At 69.3% G+C, this 18906-nt stretch carries 13 protein-coding genes; 3 read left to right on the top strand and 10 right to left on the bottom strand.

Annotation, left to right across the window (positions count from 1 at the left end; translation table 11 throughout):
- Nucleotides 1-15: 15 nt before the first annotated feature.
- The gene (locus AC1DF4_RS12645; RefSeq protein WP_476913215.1) at nucleotides 16-1515 is read right to left on the bottom strand and encodes an NAD-dependent succinate-semialdehyde dehydrogenase; all 1500 of its coding nucleotides are present in this window, start codon (nucleotides 1513-1515) and stop codon (nucleotides 16-18) included.
- Nucleotides 1516-1706: 191 nt separating this feature from the next.
- Entirely contained in the window at nucleotides 1707-2528 is an 822-nt protein-coding gene (rsmI, locus tag AC1DF4_RS12640; protein WP_476913280.1) for a 16S rRNA (cytidine(1402)-2'-O)-methyltransferase, read from the bottom strand.
- A 245-nt stretch (nucleotides 2529-2773) separates the two neighbouring features.
- Between rsmI and AC1DF4_RS12635 the strand changes: the two genes are divergently transcribed.
- Both AC1DF4_RS12635 and AC1DF4_RS12630 read left to right on the top strand, forming a co-directional pair.
- A complete protein-coding gene (locus AC1DF4_RS12635; protein WP_476913214.1) occupies nucleotides 2774-4486 on the top strand; it encodes a dolichyl-phosphate-mannose--protein mannosyltransferase in 1713 nt (570 codons plus the stop codon).
- Between the two features lie 57 nt (nucleotides 4487-4543).
- Nucleotides 4544-6373 carry an AMP-dependent synthetase/ligase gene (locus AC1DF4_RS12630; protein ID WP_476913213.1) on the top strand — a complete coding sequence of 610 codons (1830 nt, stop codon included), beginning with the start codon at nucleotides 4544-4546 and terminating at the stop codon, nucleotides 6371-6373.
- A gap of 97 nt (nucleotides 6374-6470) precedes the next feature.
- On the opposite strand, the gene AC1DF4_RS12625 is transcribed toward AC1DF4_RS12630, so the two are convergent.
- From AC1DF4_RS12625 to AC1DF4_RS12600, 6 genes are all read right to left on the bottom strand, one after another.
- Nucleotides 6471-7880 (bottom strand): TIGR01906 family membrane protein, encoded by a 1410-nt coding sequence (locus tag AC1DF4_RS12625; protein ID WP_476913212.1) that lies wholly within the window; start codon nucleotides 7878-7880, stop codon nucleotides 6471-6473.
- Nucleotides 7881-8037: 157 nt separating this feature from the next.
- Nucleotides 8038-9237, bottom strand: a complete 1200-nt coding sequence (locus AC1DF4_RS12620; RefSeq protein ID WP_476913211.1) for a L,D-transpeptidase — start codon at nucleotides 9235-9237, stop codon at nucleotides 8038-8040.
- A gap of 139 nt (nucleotides 9238-9376) precedes the next feature.
- Nucleotides 9377-10609 carry a L,D-transpeptidase gene (locus tag AC1DF4_RS12615; protein ID WP_476913279.1) on the bottom strand — a complete coding sequence of 411 codons (1233 nt, stop codon included), beginning with the start codon at nucleotides 10607-10609 and terminating at the stop codon, nucleotides 9377-9379.
- 127 nt (nucleotides 10610-10736) lie between these two features.
- Entirely contained in the window at nucleotides 10737-12224 is a 1488-nt protein-coding gene (gene ahcY / locus AC1DF4_RS12610; protein ID WP_476913210.1) for an adenosylhomocysteinase, read from the bottom strand.
- 114 nt (nucleotides 12225-12338) lie between these two features.
- On the bottom strand, nucleotides 12339-12569 hold the full coding sequence (locus AC1DF4_RS12605) for a Trm112 family protein (RefSeq protein ID WP_476913209.1): 231 nt from the start codon (nucleotides 12567-12569) through the stop codon (nucleotides 12339-12341).
- A gap of 82 nt (nucleotides 12570-12651) precedes the next feature.
- On the bottom strand, nucleotides 12652-13041 hold the full coding sequence (locus AC1DF4_RS12600) for a DUF3499 domain-containing protein (RefSeq protein WP_441405798.1): 390 nt from the start codon (nucleotides 13039-13041) through the stop codon (nucleotides 12652-12654).
- A gap of 106 nt (nucleotides 13042-13147) precedes the next feature.
- Between AC1DF4_RS12600 and AC1DF4_RS12595 the strand changes: the two genes are divergently transcribed.
- Nucleotides 13148-13684: a metallopeptidase family protein gene (locus AC1DF4_RS12595; protein WP_476913208.1), complete on the top strand. Its 537-nt coding sequence runs from the start codon at nucleotides 13148-13150 to the stop codon at nucleotides 13682-13684.
- 48 nt (nucleotides 13685-13732) lie between these two features.
- On the opposite strand, the gene AC1DF4_RS12590 is transcribed toward AC1DF4_RS12595, so the two are convergent.
- Complete coding sequence (locus tag AC1DF4_RS12590) at nucleotides 13733-15496, bottom strand: DUF5719 family protein (RefSeq protein WP_476913207.1); 1764 nt, start codon at nucleotides 15494-15496, stop codon at nucleotides 13733-13735.
- Complete coding sequence (locus AC1DF4_RS12585) at nucleotides 15483-18905, bottom strand: glycosyltransferase family 2 protein (RefSeq protein ID WP_476913206.1); 3423 nt, start codon at nucleotides 18903-18905, stop codon at nucleotides 15483-15485. Before AC1DF4_RS12585 ends, AC1DF4_RS12590 begins: the two co-directional genes overlap by 14 nt.
- Nucleotide 18906: the final 1 nt, after the last annotated feature.

The raw sequence follows: 18906 nt of genomic DNA, 5'->3' as shown, positions 1-18906 counted from the left end.
CGGCCGCCGGGGTTCTTAGCCGGCGTATGGGTCGGCGATGCCGATGTACTGGGTGTAGAGGTATTCCTCGATGCCCTCGAGGCCGCCTTCGCGGCCCAGGCCGGACTGCTTGACCCCGCCAAAGGGTGCCGCGGCGTTGGAGACCACACCGGCGTTCAGGCCCAGCATGCCGGTCTCGAGGCGTTCACCCATCCGGATCCCGCGGTTCAGGTCCCGCGTGAAGACGTAGGCCACCAGGCCGTACTCGGTGTTGTTCGCGAGCCGGATGGCCTCGTCCTCCGTGTCGAAGGTGATGATCGGCGCGACCGGCCCGAAGATCTCCTCGGACAGGATACGGGTGCCCTCGGTGACGCCCTTGAGGATCGTGGGCTGGTAGAAGTAGCCCGGCCCCTCGACCGCGGCGCCGCCGATCACGGCCACCGCACCGGCGGACACGGCATCGGAGACGAGCTCGTGGACCTTGTCCCGGCTCTTGGCGTCGATCAGCGGGCCGACCTTGGACTCCGCCTCGGTGCCCCGGGCCGTCGTCATGCCGGACATCTTCGCGGCGAACTTCTCGGCGAACTCATCCGCGACGGACTCGTGCACGATGAACCGGTTGGCCGCGGTGCAGGCCTCGCCCATGTTCCGCAGCTTCGCCAGCATCGCCCCCGCGACGGCGGCGTCGACGTCGGCGTCCTCGAACACCACGAACGGGGCGTTCCCGCCGAGCTCCATCGAGGTCCGCAGGACCGTCTCGGAGGCGTCCGAGAGCAGCCGGCGGCCGACTTCGGTGGACCCGGTGAAGGAGAGCTTCCGGAGCCGGGAGTCCTTGATCAGCGGGCCCGTGGTGGCGCCGGCGGTGGAGGTCGGGATCACGTTGAGCACGCCGGCGGGCAGCCCGGCCTCCACCATGACGGCGGCGAACAGCTGCGAGGTCAGCGGGGTCAGGTTCGCTGACTTCAGCACCATGGTGCAGCCCGCGGCGACCGCGGGGGCGACCTTGCGGGTGGCCATCGCCAGCGGGAAGTTCCACGGTGTGATCAGCAGGCACGGGCCCACCGGCTTCTTCGTCACCAGCAGCCGGGACTTCCCGTCCGGGGACACCGAGTACCGGCCGAAGGCGCGGACGGCCTCCTCGGAGAACCAGCGCAGGAACTCCGCGCCGTAAGTGACCTCGCCGCGGGCCTCGGCCAGCGGCTTGCCCATCTCCAGGGTCATCAGCAGCGCGAAGTCCTCCGCGCGCTCGGTCACCAGCTCAAAGGCACGACGCAGGATCTCTCCGCGCTCACGTGGCGGGACCTTCGCCCAGGAATCCTGGGCGGCGGCCGCTGCATCCAAGGCCGCTTTACCGTCCTCGGGCCCGGCGTCGGCAAGGCTCAGCAGGACCTTGCCGGTCGAGGGATCCTCCACGTCAAAAGTCTTGCCGGACGCGGCCGGGCGCCACTGGCCGTCGATGAGCAGGCCGGTGGGAACAGTGGCCAGCAGGGCGCTCTCGCGCTCCGCGGTAACAATGGGCTGGGCAGTTACAGTCACGGTTGACTCCCTCGTCAGCGGTTGGGTGAATTGGTTGGGATTCAGCACTGTCCGAATGACCATTCGGATGCGCTGGATTTACTGCCACGGTACTGCCGTGTTCTCCGGGCTGTCTACGCATCCCCGCACTACGTCGCACGGGGTTCGCTGTGCAGCTGCACAGCGGCCGTTCCGGCCGCGGACCGGCCCGGCTACCGGGCTGCGAGCACGGCGGAGTAGAGTTCCCGCTTGCTGACCCTGGCATCCTCGGCCACGGCGGCGACAGCCTCCTTGAGCCGGATTCCCTGCGCAATCAGCGCGTTGACGTCCGCCACGTGGTCTTCCGGCCTGCCCGGCTCCCGCTGCGGGGCGCCGCCCACGACGACGGCGATCTCGCCGCGCACCTCGTTGGATTCGGCCCACTCCAGCAGTTCGCGCAGGGTGCCGCGGATGACCTCTTCGTAGGTCTTCGTCAGTTCCCGGCAGACGGCGGCACTCCGGTCCGCGCCGAACCGTTCACGCAGCGCACGGAGCATGGGTTCCAGCCGGTGCGGTGCCTCGAAAAAGACCATGGTGCGGCGCTCGGCGTCGAGATCAGCGAGGCGGGAGGACCGTTCTCCGGCCTTGCGGGGCAGGAACCCCTCGAAGCAGAAGCGGTCCGTCGGCAGGCCGGAGAGCGCGAGGGCGGTGAGCACCGCCGACGGTCCGGGGGCGGCCGTGACCGTCAACCCGGCGGCCACGGCCCCTTCGACCAGGCGGAAGCCGGGGTCCGAGACGGACGGCATGCCGGCGTCGGTCACCATGACAAGGGTTTTGCCGGCGCGCACCTGGTCCAGCAGTTCGCCGGTCTTGGCGGCCTCGTTGTGCTCGTGGTAGCTGATGATCCTGCCCGCCACGGTGATGCCCAGGTTCTGGACCAGGCGGTGCAGCCGCCGGGTGTCCTCGGCGGCGACGATGTCCGCCGTCGTCAGCAGCTCGATCAGCCGGTAGGTGGCGTCGCCGACGTTGCCGATCGGGGTCGCGGCCAGCACAATCCGCCCGGGACCGCCGCTTTGGGCTGCCGGCGCCGTCCCGGGGCTTTCACCGGGACCGGCGCCATTCTCGACGTCGTCGGGCAGCCCCAGGTCGTCGCCGGAAAGATTTGGGGAGGTGCTGAGTTTAGGGTCCACACGACCAGCCTACTGCCGGCACCTGACGCGGGCCGACGGACGCGGGTGGTGAACGGAACTGACGAACCGGGCGAACGGCACGGCCGGAGACCACAGCCGCAAAAGGTAGCATGGGCATCGTGACGCAGACCCCCACGCGGCCTGTCGACGCCGGTTCCACCGGATCGGCGCCCTCAGCCACCAGCCCCGGACGCAACCTGGAGGGGCACCACTGGGTCAGCCGCCCGGCGGAAGCATTCACCACCGAGGCCCTGAAGGACCGCCTGATCGGCAACATCCGGAGCTGGCGGGATTATCCGCCCTCGCTCCGGCTGTGGTTCTGGCTCATACCGGTGATCACCGCGGCCCTCGGCGGAATCCTGCGCTTCGTCCGGCTGGATTCGCCCCGCAACCTGGTCTTCGATGAGACCTACTACGTCAAGGACGGCTACTCGTTCCTGGTCAGCGGCTACGAACGGGCATGGCCGGACAAGGCCAATGACGCCTTCATCGCCGGCAATCCCGGTGTGCTGCTGGCCGGCCCCGAGTACGTCGTCCACCCGCCGGTCGGCAAATGGATGATCGCCGCCGGCATGTGGCTCTTCGGCCCGGACAATCCCTTCGGCTGGCGGTTCGGGGCGGCTCTGACAGGCACGCTGTCCATTTTCATCCTGGCCCTGATAGCCCAGAAACTCTTCCGCTCGCTGACCCTCGGGGCGGTCGCCGGTGTGCTCCTGGCCGTGGACGGACACCATCTGGTGATGTCCCGGACCTCCCTGCTGGATATCTTCCTGATGTTCTGGGTCCTCGCCGCGTTTGGCGCCCTGCTGATGGACCGCGACGACGGCCGCCGCCGGCTTGCCAGGCGGCTTGGCCGGCAGGCCGCAGCCTCCCCGAACGGACGGCCCGGCCTGCTCCAGCTGGCGTCCGGCCCCTGGCTGGGCATCCGCTGGTGGCGGCTCGCGGCCGGGGTGTGCCTGGGACTGGCTGTCGGCACAAAGTGGTCGGCGCTGTTCTTCCTGGCCGGTTTCGGGCTGCTGACGGTTTTCTGGGACCTGAGCGCGCGCCGGATCGCTGGAATCCATGGCTGGATCAGCGGCGGGATCCTCAAGGACGGCATTCCAGCCTTCCTCAGCATCGTCCCGGTGGCCGCCCTGGTGTATGCCGCCAGCTGGACCGGCTGGTTCCGCTCCAAGGACGCCTACTTCCGGAACTGGGCCGAGACGGTCCCCTCCGCGGAATGGGGCTGGCTGCCGAACGCCGTCCGGTCCCTCGCGCACTACCATCTGGAAGCCTACAAGTTCCACCAAGGGCTCAGCTCGGACCACCCGTACGAGGCCAGCGCCTGGAGCTGGCTGGTGCTTGGCCGGCCCACGTCGTTCTTCTACGAATCCCCCAAGCAGGGCAGCCCGGGGTGCGATACGGCCAGCTGCACAACGGCGATCCTGTCCGTCGGCAACCCCGTCATCTGGTGGGGTGCCGCCGTCTGCCTGGGCGTGCTGCTCTTCTGGTGGGCCGGGCGCCGCGACTGGCGTGCGGGCGCTGTCCTCGCGGCCGTGGCCGCCGGTTACCTGCCCTGGTTCCTGTACCCGGAACGCACCATGTTCTTCTTTTACGCCGTGTCCTTCGAGCCCTTCCTGATCCTGGCCCTCGCCTACGGGCTGGGCCTTGTCCTGGGGCAGCGCACGGACCCGCCGTGGCGGCGGCGTTCCGGACTCTTCCTCGTAACTCTCTTTGTGGTCACGGCCGTGGTCGTCTCGGCCTTCTTCTATCCGGTGTGGACCGCCGAGACCATTACCTACCAGGATTGGCGGTTCCGGATGTGGATGCCGTCCTGGATCTAGGGCAGGATTGCAGGGGACGTCCGCTGGCACGAGGCGGACCGGAATGGAGAAACGGCTGTGAGAGAAGCAAGCACCGGACTGCTCGTCGAGCTCGATCCGGGCAGCAACGTAACGGACCTGCTCCTGGAGCAGCACGCCAAGGACCCGGTGCACGCCCTCTACTCCCGCAAAGGACCGGCCGGCTGGGCCGATGTCACCGCACAGCAGTTCCTGGACCAGGTCCGGGCACTCGCCAAGGGCCTGATTGCCGGCGGCATCACCCCCGGGGAAACCGTGGCGGTCATGTCAGCCACCCGGTACGAGTGGACCGTGGTGGACTTTGCCATCTGGTTCGCCGGCGGCGTCACCGTCCCCATCTATGAAACATCCTCGGCCAGCCAGATCGAATGGATCCTGCACGACTCGGCGGCGCGGCGCATCTTCGCGCAAGACGAGGCAAAGGCCGGCCTGGTCCAGGGGGTACTGGACAGCTCCGGACTGCTGGGCGACACCATTCTCCCCGTTGTGCGGATGGACTACGACGGCGACGCCCCCAACCTCGCCAGCCTGGCCGCGGCAGGCACCGGAGTCGGCGACGCCGAACTGGAGCGGCACCGGTCCGCGGCCGGGCTCGCGGACGTTGCATCACTCGTCTACACATCCGGAACCACGGGCCGGCCCAAAGGCTGCGAAGTCACGCACGGGAACTTCGCCCTGGTCGCGAGGAACATTGTGCTGTTCCTTCCGGAGATTCTGCTGCAGCCCCGCACCCGGACCCTGATGTTCCTCCCGCTGGCCCACGTCCTGGCCCGCGCTGTCCAGGTGATCTGCCTGAGCGCCGGGACAACCGTGGGCCACACCGCCACCGCCAAGGAACTGCTGGAGGACCTGGCCAGCTTCAAGCCGACGTTCCTGCTGGTGGTGCCCCGGATCTTCGAGAAGGTCTATGCCGGCGCGGCCCACAAGGCGGCCCTCGCGGGGAAGGAACGCCTGTTCGAGGCGGCCGCCGCCGTCGCCATCGACTACTCCAGGGCCCTCGACGCTGCCGCGCGCGGCGCCGGTGCCGGCCCCGGACTGGTGACCCGGGCCAAGCATGCCCTCTTCGACAGGGTGTTGTACCCCAAGCTGCGCCAGGCTTTCGGCGGCCAGCTCCACTACACCGTCTCCGGGGCAAGCCCGCTGAGCCCCCACGACGCGCACTTCTTCCGCGGCGCCGGCATCCCCGTCCTCGAAGGCTACGGCCTCACCGAAACCACGGCACCGTGCACGGCCAACACGCCGACGCGGTCCAAGGTGGGCACTGTCGGCATCCCGGTGCCCGGAACCACCATCCGGGTCGCCGAGGACGGCGAGATCCTGGTCAAGGGCATCGGCGTCTTCAAGGGGTACCACAACAACGCCGCGGCCAATGCGGAGGCGTTTGTGGACGGGTTCTTCCGCACCGGCGACCTCGGGTCCCTGGACCAGGACGGCTTCCTGACGATCACCGGCCGGAAGAAGGACCTGCTGGTCACGGCGGGCGGCAAGAACGTCGCCCCCGGACCTCTAGAGGAGAAGATCCGCGAACACGAACTGGTCCTGCAGGCCGTGGTAATCGGGGACGGCAGGCCCTTCGTGTCGGCCCTGATCAACCTGGACCCGGAAGGACTGGAAAACTGGTGCGCCGTGCACAAGGTGCCCGTGATGAGCCCCGCCGAGGCCAAAGGCAACGACCTGGTCCGCGTCGCCCTGCAGCGCGCCGTGGACGAGGCCAACACCCTTGTCTCCCAGGCCGAGTCCATCCGCAGCTTCGTTGTGCTGGACGCCGACTTCACCGAGGAATCGGGACACCTGACCCCTTCGCTCAAACTCAAGCGCGCCGCCGTCGTCCGTGACTTCGCGGCACAGATCAACCGGATCTACGGCTGACGCCCAGCCTCACAAGGACAGAAAGCAGGCAAGAAGAAGCGGGCGGCTCCTGGGTGCCGCCCGCTTCTTCTTGCCTAACAGGCGTGGATTCCTGCGCCTAGACGGTGCTGGAGTGACCCCGCATCGGGGTGTCGCGCGTCCCCGAGTCCGGGCTCCCCGAATCCCCGGTCCCCGAGGATGCTGTGCCGGGGCGGTTCACTGCCGAGGCGGCTGTGGCGGTGTTCCCGGCGGCCGAATCCGCAGTTTCATCCGCCGTTTCTTCAGTGGCGGGCGCGTCTGCGGTGGCTGCACCGCCGGCGGTGGATCCTCCGGACTTGCCTGTCCTGTCCCGCCGGAAGCGGGACCGTTTGGCGGGGACAGCGGCTTCGGGGTCGGCCTCAGTGGGTTCGTCCCCGGCCGGATCCGTTTCCACTTCCGCGGCACCCTTTTTCGGCAGCCCGCGGCGCTTGCGCGTCGGCCAGGTGAGGATGAGCGTGACGAGTGAGGCGATCAGCACCAGGCCGGCGACGACGATCCCGCCGTCAACCCAGAACTGGCCCGGGAAGAGCCGGATCAGGGTGTCCTGCAGCGAGAACGTCCAGGTGCCGCTGGCGAAGAAGACGCTGTGGAACTGGGTGAAGAACTGTTCCCAGCCAAGCGCGGCCAGCACGCCGAGGCTGATGATGATGACGAGGGTGATGATGGACCCTGCGAACAGCCCGCGCCGGACTCCCCCGGGGCTGCGGCGCCGCAAGTAAATCACGGCGATCAGGCTCAGCAGGATCAGCACGGCACCGGCGCCGAAGGCGGACAGGATGACGAGCTTGACGTCGGCCATGTGGCTGACTTCGCCTTCCCCGAACAGCTTGTCGCCGCTGCGGTTGACGAGTTCGCCAAGGTACCGCGGTCCTGACCAGTTGCTGAGGTAGTCCACGGCATACGAGCCGTACGTCATGCGGTCGTCGCTGCTGAAGCCATAGCCGTCGCCCGGAAAACCCGGACGGTTGTATTCCACCCAGAGGAACAGAGGGCTGGCGACGGCGCGGACAGCGAGCACCAGCAGGATGACCGGGAAGCACACGGCAAGCAGGACCTGCATCACGCGCGGGGCCACCGGCTTGGCGTTCGCCGCGTGTTCCCGTTCGGCGTTCCGGCGTTGAACTTCCTCCTCCGGCGGGCGGACCTGCAGCGCGGAGGTGGGCAGCGGCTCACTGAAGTGTGTGCCGTTCCCCCTGGGGACCGGTTCGACGGCGGCTTCCGCGGCCTTGCGGTCCGCGCGGCTGCCGGCCTGGCTCCAGGCCGCCGTCGTGGTGGCCGGCATGGTTGGGGACGGCGTTGTTGTCGCCGACGCGGCCGCGGTTTCCGGAGCGCCGCCGGCATCCGTTCCTGCTGCGCCGGCAGAAGACGCGGCGGAGCGCTTGTCCGCGGAGCTCGGCTTCATCCATTCGAACGCGGGTTCGTCAGCGTCATCGGCCGGATCCAGTTGCGGATCCTGTCGATTCGGAGGGGTGGGACTTGAGTCAGTCACTGCAGCTTCGCTTCCGTAGGCGTCCGCGCCACCGGCCGGGGCCCGGCAACGCTACATATCTGCTTCCGAGCCTACCGCCACAGCCTCGCCGTGGGCGAGGTGCCACCCCGTGGAGCACGGGGATTCAGCGGCAGGTTCCGGGGAGCGTCCCCTGCGGTCAGCGTTTGGCGTACTGCGCCCAGGGGATGTTCCAGTCGCCGAAGCCTTCGAGCGGCTCCACGGCCGGGGCCCCGGTGTTGAGGGTCTGGACCACGTCACCGGTCTTCATGTTGTTGAAGAACCAGGCGGCGTCCGCCGGGAGCAGCCCGACGCAGCCGTGCGAGACGTTGAACCTGCCCACCGCACCCCAGGCCGATTCGAGGGCCTGGTGGACGTAGACGCCGGAGCTCGTGAGGCGGTTGGCGTATTCCACCGTCAGGGGCGGGTAGTAGCCCTTGTCGCCGGGCTTCAGCCCGATGCTGCCGGCGTTGAACTTGGAGTTGCGCTCCTGCTCCATGATGACGGCGAACCCGGTTGGTGAGAGCCACTCCTTGTCTCCCAGCGTGACCGGCGCGGTCTTGACCAGTTGGCCGTCGAAGTACACCTTCATGGTCTTGGTGATGTCATCAACGACGGCGAGCCGCTGCGGCCCGACCTTGAACGCGACCTTGGTGTCGGAGTTGCCGATCATTTTGTTGCCGAAATCCACGCCGAAGAGCTTCAGGTCCACGGTGATCTCGCTGTTGGCAGCCCAGAATGCTTCGGGCCTGATCCGGACGCGGCGGTCCGAATACCAGCGCCAGGCCACGGGCTGGCCGGAGGATGCCGTGACGGTGATGGCCTTTTCCATGGCCTCCTTGTTCAGCACCGGCTCGCTGAAGACGATTTCGATGGGCTGGCCGGAGCCTACGGTGGTGCCGTTGAGCGGGTACACCGCGGCATCCGCCTCATTGGCCTTGGCCACGGTGGCGAAGGTCTGCGCCTTCTTCGTTTCGCGTCCAGCCTGGTCCACGATAGTGAAGCTGTACTTGTACTTCGTGTCGAATTCCAGCGGATCCTCGGCGGTCCAGGTCGAGCCGTCCGGGCTCGTGGTCCCCGGGACGCGGTCTCCCCCGGCTGCCGGTACCAGGACGACGTCCTTCACTATGCCGTTGACGGCCTTGACCGAGGGCGTGGCGGCCGGGTTGACGGCCTTGGCGTCGTCGGTAGGGGTGACGCCGAGCTCCACCAGCTTCACGACAGGTGCGGCGAGGCCGGACACGTTCCGCATCGGCGCCGCTGACTCTGAAGGCATTTCCGCGTCGGCCCGCCCCGGAGCCGTTGCGATGCCGATCCCGCCGGCTCCGACCGCGGCGCAGAGCGCCAGCACAGCCAGCATCTTTCCGCTTCTCCTGCGGCTCTGGCCGGCAGCGGGATCGCCGCGTCTTGGCCGCATGCCAGGTTCCGTCGTCATCTCGTCCATGTAAGGTCCCCCCAATAGTGTCTTTCCGCCGTTCGCTGCCCTGCAGCGGGCCATATCAGTTGGCGTACTGCGCCCAGGGGATATTCCAGTCCCCGAAGCCGTCGTCCACGGCGGCGAAGTCGCCGTCGGTGTTGACAACCTGGACCACGTCGCCGGTTGTCATGTGCTCGAAGACCCACTGCGCGCCGTCCGGCCCCAGGCCAATGCAGCCGTGCGAGAGGTTTGCTACGCCGAGGTAAGGCATGGCGGAGTCCGTGGCCTGGTGGATGAACTCCCCGCTCGGGGTCAGGCGCGTGGCGAAGTTGACGTCCAGCTGGCCATAGTAGGCAGGGTCGCCCGGTTTGAGCCCGATCGTGGACGCATCCATGTGCTCCACGCGGTACTTCTCCATGAATACGAGATACCCCCTGGCCGAGGGGAACCGGGTGTCTCCCATGGTCGCGGGCCACTGGCCGACCTTCTGGTCGTTGATGCTGGCCGTAAACGTATGCGCCGCCGCGTCCGCGATGGCGACCCTCTTGTCGCCGATGTGGACGGTGACTTTCTTGTTGAAGTTACCGACCTGCCCGTTGCCGAGCTCCACGCCGAACAGCTGGATGTCCATCGTGATGGTGCTGTTTGCCGTCCAGAAATTCTCCGGGCGATACCTGACCATCGAGTTGCTGAACCAATGGAAATCCCCCGCCTGCCCGGAGGTGGAGCTGATCTTGATGGCCTTTTCCACGGCGTCCCGGTTCAGGACAGGCTCGCTGAAGGTAATCTGCAGCGGCTGGGCCACTCCGACGCTCATGCCGTCCAGGGGGTAGATGGCGGCGTCGGCTTCGTTGGCGGTGGAGACCGTGCTGAAGGTCCGCGTCATGCTGTCCTTGCGGCCGGCGCCGTCCACCACGGAAAAGGTGTAGCTGTAACGGGTGTTGAACTTCAGCGGTGCAGTCGCCGTCCAATTGGAAGCATCTGCGCTGAGGGTTCCGTCCACGGCGTCACCCGAGCCACTAGTGAGCGAGACGCGGTCAATGCGGCCATTTATGACTTTCAGGGTGACGGGCGCGGCAGGGTTGACCTGCTTCGCTTCGTCCGCAGGGACGACGTCCAGCTGCGCCGGCGCCACCACCGGAAAGGCGAGTCCCGGCGTCGAGCGTTCCGGCGAGGCGGCCTCGGACGCGAAGGATGCACGGGCCAGTCCCGGGCCCGCCGCGAACACACCGCCGGCCGCGGCGAGGGCGCAGACGGCCCCGAGCACGGCGAGCTTGCGGCCGGTGCGGCTTCTCGGGGCGTTCACAATACTCAGGTCCTTCCAGACGTTACCTTGAAAGCATAGGTGAATTTAGGGCGCGACCTGCCGTCGGTCCCGGCACGATCCGGTCACGAAAAGGGCCCCGGACGGAAGCCCGGGGCCCTCGTGGCAGTCGCGGCTCCTAGTACCGGTAGTGGTCCGGCTTGTACGGGCCGGACACCTCAAGGTCGAGGTACGCGGCCTGCTCCTTCGACAGCTCGGTCAGTTCAACGCCGAGGGCGTCCAGGTGCAGCCGGGCGACCTTCTCGTCAAGGATCTTCGGCAGCACGTAGACCTGCTTGTCGTACTCCCGCTCCCCCTCCGGCTGGTCGCGCTTGGTGAAGAGTTCGATCTGGGCGATCGTCTGGTTGGCGAAGGAGTTGCTCATCACGAAGGACGGGTGTCCGGTGGCGTTGCCAAGGTTCAGCAGGCGTCCTTCGGACAGGACGATGATGGAACGGCTGCCCGCTCCCGTGGCCGCGTCAGCCTCGAAGACCCACTCGTGGACCTGGGGCTTGATCTCGACCTTCTTGATGCCCGGGATCCGGGCCAGCCCGGCCATGTCGATCTCGTTGTCGAAGTGGCCGATGTTGCCCACGATCGCCTTGTCACGCATCCCGGCCATGTGCTCGGCCATGATGACGTCCTTGTTTCCCGTCGTGGTGATGAAGATGTGGCCCTCGCTGAGGACTGATTCCAGCTTCGCGACCTGGTAGCCGTCCATGGCTGCCTGGAGCGCGCAGATGGGGTCGATTTCGGTGACGATGACGCGTGAGCCCTGGCCGCGGAACGCCTCCGCGGCGCCCTTGCCGACGTCGCCGTAGCCGCAGACGACGGCGACCTTGCCGCCCATCAGGACGTCAGTGGCGCGGTTGATGCCGTCCGGCAGGGAGTGGCGGATGCCGTACTTGTTGTCGAACTTGCTCTTGGTGACGGAGTCGTTGACGTTGATGGCCGGGAAGAGCAGCTTGCCCTGTTCCGCGAGCTGGTAGAGGCGGTGCACGCCGGTGGTGGTTTCCTCGGTGACTCCCAGCAGTCGGGATCCGATCCGGGTCCATTTCTGCGGGTCCGCCTGCAGCGAGGCGCGCAGCACGTCGAGGAAGACGCGGCCTTCCTCGGACTCGTCCTCTGCGGCGGCCGGGACCGCGCCGAGCGCCTCGAAGTCGGCACCCTTGTGGACCAGCATGGTGGCGTCGCCGCCGTCGTCGAGGATCATGTTCGGGCCCAGGTCCGGGTTGCTGTCAGCGCCTGGCCAGGTCAGGATCTGCTCGGCTGTCCACCAGTATTCCTCCAGCGTCTCGCCCTTCCAGGCAAACACGGGAACACCCTGGGGGTCCTCGACCGTTCCGTTGCCGACCACGACGGCGGCCGCTGCTTCGTCCTGGGTGGAGAAGATGTTGCAGGAGGCCCAGCGGACCTCGGCGCCGAGGGCCGTGAGGGTTTCAATCAGCACGGCGGTCTGTACGGTCATGTGCAGGGAGCCGGCGATCCGGGCGCCCTTGAGCGGCTGACTGGCGCCGAACTCCTCGCGCAGGGACATCAGGCCGGGCATCTCGTGCTCGGCGAGGCGGATCTGGTGGCGGCCTGCCTCGGCCAGGGAGATGTCCGCAATCTTGTAATCGAGAGTCATGTGTTTCCTTCGTTGTGGCCGGCGGGCCGGTCCGGAACCCGGCTGCCTGGGAACGTGCTTATCGGTGGCTGGAAAGTACTTCGGTGCCGAAAGGTGCAGCGATGGGCCGGCAGGCTAGCCCGCGGCGGGCTGGCCGGCGTCGTGCTGGAAAGCCGGCGCCGCGGCGGCGGCAGGGAGGAGTTCCGGCGGCAGCAGCAGCGGGATGCCGTCCTCGATCGCGTAGCGCAGCTTCTCTCCGGAGGGGCCGCCCGTCGTGGTGACGAGTTCCTCGCCTTCCTGCAGCAACGGAGAACCGGTGACGGGGCATCGCAGGACAGACAACAGTTCGGGACTGATCTTCGGCATGGTGAACGCTCCCTGGTGGGCGCCGCAGCAGGCGCCGGTGGCTTACGGATTTTGCAGTTCCCAGCCTACCGCCAGTTGCAGCCTAGGAAGGTTCGCGCAGGACGCGCAGGTGCCCCCGGCGGGTGCCCTCGGCCGGGGCCGGGGCTTCAAGGGCGGCGTGGATGCCGCGCTGGCCCGGGCCGGATTCCGGTGCGGCCGGCCGGGAGGCCGCCTCCCGGACAGCGTTGGCGAGGGCCAGGAGGTCATCGGGGCCGGGTCCTGCCGGGGTGGCGGGCATGGCCAGCCTCAGGACTTCCCAGCCGCGTGGGACGGTCAACGATCCGGCGTGCTGTTCACACAGGTCGTAACAGTGCGGTTCGGCGTAGGTTGCCAGGGGACCCAGGACGGCGGTGGAATCGGCATAGACGTACGTCAAAGTGGCCACCGCCGAATTGCGGCAGGCTGACCTTGAACAAAGACGAATTGCACCCACGACATCACAGACTACTCCCCCGGGCCCCCGGACGCCGCCCGACGCGCTGACGGCGGGTCGGGCGGGCCGTATCGCGTAAACCATTCGCCGGGTTTAGAGTCGAGATATGCAGTCATCGCACCATGATCCGGGGTTTACGGTCCGCTTGGCTGAACCCGACGCCGGACGCCACGACGCCGGTTCCGCACCATCCGGCACCGGACGCACCGTGACGCCGAGGGGCTTCCGGCAGCGGCGGAGGAACCGGCACGGCCGCGGGCTCCGCGGCGAGATCATGTTGCCCACGCTGCCCGGCTACCGCACGCGTTCGGACCGCTTCGACGACTTCGTCCTGGACTCGGCCGAGCGGCTGCACGACATTTGGGGCAAACCGCTGGACGGCGTCCGCTTCGCCGTCGACGAGATCCCGCCCGGGCTCGAGCAGCTCGTGGCGGACCGGGCTCCCGCCCCGATGGGCGCCTACACTCCCGCGACAGCGGAGGAGGGCCCCGTGATCACCCTGTACCGCCGGGTTGTCGAGCAGGCCTGCGGCACCAGGGAAGAACTCCAGGACCTGGTCCATGACGTCGTGGTGGAGTACACGGCGGAGATGCTCGATGTGCCGCCCGAATCCCTGGACCCGGTTTACCGCCGGCGTTACTAGGCCATCGCGGCCGGAAGACCACTCCCGAAACTGGACGGCCGGGGCCGGTCAGTAACCCAGCGTGACCGGGACCTGCTCCTGGCCCGTCGCCCCGGGCGCAATCGCAACAGTGGCGATGTCCGGCCTGCCCTCCTGTTGCAGCAGGACGGCGCCGAAAGCGGGATCTCCCGCCGCGGACACCACGTAGCCGACGATCGGTGAGCCCCCGACGTCGGCAGGGACCTTGATGGAGGCTGTGGTGCCGCCGGCGATGTCGGCTGCTGCGGCCGCGCGGATCTTTCCGTCCGCCGTAACCGGCGTGTAGGAAATCGTCGCCCGGCCCTCGGGCGCGCCGAAGACGAGGTAGCGGTCGCCCGTGCCGGGCACCGGCACGACGTGCTGGCTTCCCAGCCTCGCGGAGGCTGCGGACCAGGCGAAGTCGGAGGCATCCTCGGGATCCAGGCCCCTGGTGACGCGGGCCGCTGCGGTGAAGGAGACATCGGAACTGACGGCCACCGTGTAGGACCCTGCCGGCATTCCGGCGAGCGGGACCTCGGTCACGGCTCCGGCCCTGGCCGTGACCACTCCGCCGCCGGGCAAAGCCTTTTGGCCGTCCCGTCCGAACAGCTTGATCGCAACGACAGCGTCGGCCGACCCGGGCACCGTGATCTGGAGCGCCGGCCCGGCATCCGCGAAGCCGGGCTTCCCGGTGAGATCCGCCAGCCCGGCCGGGTCCTGGATGTCGACGCCGGAGATCACCTGGCGTACGGCCGGTGCCGTGGCGGGCGCGATGAACTCGACTCCGCCGGGGGTGAGACCCCGCAGCACACTCTGCTGGATGACCGCGGCCACCGGCCCTCCGGCGCTGCGGACCCGGACGCTGAGCCTTTCCTCCCCCGGGGCGAGCCCGGCCAGGATGACGGCGCGGGTGGTGCCGGGGGCCACGAGGAGTCCACGGCTGCCCGGGGCCTGGATCTGGGCCTTGGCTCCGAAGAGGTCCAAGCTGACGGTGGCCGGGCTGCCGGAAGTGTTGGTGAGGTTCAGCACGGCCGTCCGGCCGAGCGCGGTGTTCGCGCCGACGAGCCAGAGATCGTTGGCGGGTTGCTGGCACGCCGCGGCCGCCGAACCGCGGAGGTCCCCGTCCTCGGCGGCATAGCGCATGACAGCTCCAGCGGAGGCCTGCCTGCCGTCCTGTGAATCAGCGCTCAGGACACTCACATCATCAACGCCCCTCTGGGACACCACGCCGGCCAGCGGGACGGGAGTGCCGTTCGCCGGCCTGGTGGCGGTGGCCGTTGGGCTTGCGGACGCCGGTGCGGCCTTGGCGAGTTCAATCAGGGTGCCGCCCTTGAGCGAGGCAAGGCGGCTGCCGGGCAGGACGCCGGCGCTGGAACCCAGCACCACGGCATTCACGTCACTCTTGGCGGTCGCGGATTCCGGGCTGAACTGCGGATCGGTGCCCACGGGTGCGCCTTCGAGTAGCCGCGCCGGCCCAGGGCAGACCCCGATGCTGCTGCCCGCGGGGACCGCCGCCAGCGGAGCCGCGACCGTCCGGCTGCTGCCGGGGCCTTGGGGCGAGAGCGCCGTGGCGGAAACGAGTCCCCCTCCGGCGGCGACGAGGACGACGGCGGAGAGGACTCCGCCCAGCCGCCCGGCGTGCGGCAGTGCCTTCCAGCGTGACAGCAGCGGCGCGGCTGCCCGGGGCGCGGACCGGCCGGACCGTTCCGACGTCGGGCCGGCGGGGTTGCCGGTGGTTTCGGGCACCTCGGCGGAGTTGCCGGCGCCGCCGGGGGTTTCCGGGGCGTTGGTCGCGGGGGTGTCATCCCTGGGCATGGTGATGTTCCTTACGCAGTGAGCCTTCGTCCCTGGAGAGGCCGGTGTTCGGCCGGCGGGCAGGCATGGGGATGGCAAGCAGAGCGGTCAGGCCGATGATCACGGCCTGGGCCACGCCCGCCCAGATGGCCCAGTGCGCTTCGTAGCGGAGGCTCAACTGCCCGCCCGTCGCCGGCAGGGTGAAGGCCTGCGCCCAGCCGGACGTGGTGGCCGTGAGGCGGCGGCCGTCGAGCCAGGCGCTCCAGCCGGGATCGGCGCGTTCTGCCAGCACCACGAGCCGGCCTTCCGGCCCGGCGGGGACCGCGGCATCGGCGGACACCGCCCCGGACGGGACCAGCCCGACGGTGGATCCGGCGCCGTCGACGATCCGCACGCGGTGCGCGACGTCGGCAGCCTGGATCACCGGCTGGTTCAGTGGGCTGATGCGCCAAAGCCAGCCGACGTCGGTCTTGCCGACGGCGACGAGTCCGGGGACGGCGTCCATGCGGCTCGCGGTCAGCTGGGCCGCCGTGTCGGCGGCCCGCAGGACTACGAAGCCGACGCCGAGCTGCTCGAGCTCTTCGCGCGGGTCGACGCCCTGGCCGGCCACGATGGAGGCCACGACGTTGCGGAGCGACGCCGCGACGGCGTCGTCATCCCGGACCGTCTCCTGCCCCGGCTCCCCCATGATCGGGCGGGCGGCGGCAATCGTGGACAGGGCGTCAAGGGTGGTTCCGGCACCGCGCATGAGCGTGGCGTCAAATGAGCCGTTTTCGCCGGTGGAGATCAGGAGCGTGCGGGATTGTTCCGGCCCCTCGCCGCGGTCAATGGCCGTGGCCGGGAGGGTCCGGGACTCGGCCGGCTGCACGAGTCTCGGAGTGCCCAGTGCTTTGGTAAAGAGCGGGTCGGTGCTGTCAGCTCCGGGTGATGTGGCGGACGCCTCCGTGGCAGGGGCGCCGGCGGCCGGCGTCAGGACGTTTTGCGCGGCCCACACTGTGAGGCCGGCGAGGGGTCCGGCCAGCAGGAGGACCATGGCGGTGACCGCGGTGGTGCGGAGCAGGATCTTGCGGCCCGCCGGCGCGGCAGCGGCACGGTCGGCGGAGTCCAGCAGGCCCGCCGCGCCGACCAGTGCCGCGCCCAGGATGGCGAAGGCGGCGGCCGATACGGCCGGTCCCGTGAAGGCGGTAACCATGACGTCGGCGCTGGCTCCGGTGGCGACCTGGCTGCTGAGCCACCCGCCGGCCAGCAGCAGGAGGGCCGCCGTCCAGAGCGCGCGGGCAACCCGCGGCGGCCGGCCGGGGAGGAACAGCGCTGTGACGGCCAGGAGCAGGACGGGCAGGCCGATCAACAGCGCCAGCAGGAGCGCCCACGGCACGGCGGCGTCCGGGCCGAACAGCGGGAGGCCGGTGAGGCCGCCCCCGGGGGCGAAGCGCAGCGGCTGGCCCAGGGCCTGCTGCCAGAGCGGTGCGGCGTCAAAGGCCAGCGGCAGGCCGGGGTCCGCGAGCACGGCGCGGGGACGGTCAAGAGTCGAGACCAGGAACGGCAGAAACAACGCAAGGCTGGGCAGCAGCGCCCACCATACGGTGCGGCCGCGGCGGCCCAGAAGTGTGCCGCAGAGTGCCACGAGCACGACGGCGGGCAGCAGCAGCGAGGGGGCTGCCGCGGTGACGACGGCCAGCGCCAGGCCGGCTGCTGCGGCGGCGGTCCAGGACGGCGTGCCGTTGATTCCGGGCTTGGCCGGGGGCGGTTCGGTGAAGCGCCGCTCCCCGGGGGCCGGGACGGCGTAGCGGCCGCGTCCTGCTGCGGAGCCGGTGGCCCGCAGGAGGGCGAGCACCAGCAGCGGCATCATCACGTGGACAAGTAGGGCTCCCACGCGGCCCTGGTTGAGTGCCACCTGGAGGGCAGGAGCTCCGGCCCAGACGAGGGCGGCGACAAGGCGCAGGCGGCGGCGCTGCGTCAGGGCGCCGGCGGCGAACCAGGCGCCGAGGGCGGAGAGCGGCATGGCCAGAATCAGCAGCCAGCCGAGCGAACCGTTGGCGTTGCCGGCACCGAGGACGCCGAGAACCCACAGTACGTAGCCGAAGGGATCGCCATGGCCGGGAAGTCCTGCGCCGAGGGTGATCCACCAGCCGGAGGCATGGCTCCAGACCTCCCCCAGCCGCGGCGAAACGGGAATCATCGCGCCACCGGAGACTGCCTCGGCCCGGAACAGACTCAGCAGGCCGACCAGGGAGGCGGCGGTGGTGATCAGGATGGCGAGCAGCGCGCCGTTGCCCACCCAGCCCCGTTCCGAGGTTGTGAGGGCTGCGAAGTCGTCGGCCGAGTCGCCGGTCGGTTGCTCGGCCAGCGGGTCGTTCCCGGTAAGGCCTTCCCCGGAGTCGTCGGATCCGAGGGCCTCCATCAGGGAGCGGCGGTGGGCCCAGACCTCACGCCGCGGAGTCTGGAGCCCTTTAATGACCGAGCGCCGGATCCGGCGGGTCCGGGCAGCGTTGCGACGGCCGCGGAACACGGCCGCGGGACGACCAAGTGCACCGAACGTGGCCAGGAGCTGCGAGAAGCCGTGGCCCGGGTCTTTGACCGCGATGCTCAGGACCAGTTTGAAGAGGCTCCCGAGCAGGGCGCCGGCTGCGTGCAGCGGCACCTTCCACGCGGAGGCGTGCTTGAGCCGCAAGTGAACCTGGGCCTTGCGGGCCGCCGTCGCGTTGCCCATGGCGTTCGGACGGTGTGAGACGTGGAGCATCCGGGCGCTGGGGACCACCACGACGCGGTGTCCGGCCAGCCGGTTCCGCCAGCAGAAGTCGACGTCGTCGCCGGTGCCCGGCAGGGCGGGGTCGAAGCCGCGGAGGTCCTCCCAGACGTCGCGGCGGACCAGCATGCCGGCGGAGTTGACGGCAAAGGTGTCGCTGCGGCCGTCGTACTGTCCCTGGTCGAGCTCGTCGGCGTCGATGAGGGTCAGCCGTTCCGCCCAGCGGCTGGTGGAGAGTCCGACGTCGATCAGCCGCCGCTCGGAATGCCAGTCCAACTGCTTGCAGCCGGCCACGGTGACGGACGGCGCGCGCTCCACGGCATGGAGAAGCTCGGCAAGGGCTTCGGGGGCGGGGGCCGCGTCGTCGTGGAGCAGCCAGATCCATTCGGCGGCGGCCGGCGCGGCAGGCGTACCGGAACCGGCACGCCTGCCGGACGCGCCGTCGCCGCCGCCGTCCCCTCCGGCGGCCAGTGCGCTGAGTCCCGCCTGCACCGCAGCGCCCATGCCGCTGCGGGCCTGGTTGAAGACGGTGACGTTGGCTGTGCCGAAGGCCTGTTCGAGGAGGGCCGCGGAATGGTCGCGGGAACCGGTATCCACCCCGATGCAGGTGTCCGCGGGCCGGGTCTGGGCCGCCAGCGCAGCGAGGGTCCTGGGGAGAAAATCACCGCCGTCGTGGGAAACCACG

It is taken from the genome of Arthrobacter sp. 05N429 (assembly GCF_056397045.1).
This window is presented reverse-complemented; position numbering and strand designations above follow the sequence as displayed.

Bases quoted from the DNA above. Each gene is read 5' to 3' on its own strand.
- AC1DF4_RS12620 (WP_476913211.1), bottom strand. From the start codon at position 9,237: ATGCTGGCTGTGCTGGCGCTCTGCGCCGCGGTCGGAGCCGGCGGGATC.
- AC1DF4_RS12595 (WP_476913208.1), top strand. From the start codon at position 13,148: ATGCAGTCATCGCACCATGATCCGGGGTTTACGGTCCGCTTGGCTGAA.
- ahcY (WP_476913210.1), bottom strand. From the start codon at position 12,224: ATGACTCTCGATTACAAGATTGCGGACATCTCCCTGGCCGAGGCAGGC.
- AC1DF4_RS12590 (WP_476913207.1), bottom strand. From the start codon at position 15,496: ATGCCCAGGGATGACACCCCCGCGACCAACGCCCCGGAAACCCCCGGC.
- AC1DF4_RS12635 (WP_476913214.1), top strand. From the start codon at position 2,774: ATGGGCATCGTGACGCAGACCCCCACGCGGCCTGTCGACGCCGGTTCC.
- AC1DF4_RS12605 (WP_476913209.1), bottom strand. From the start codon at position 12,569: ATGCCGAAGATCAGTCCCGAACTGTTGTCTGTCCTGCGATGCCCCGTC.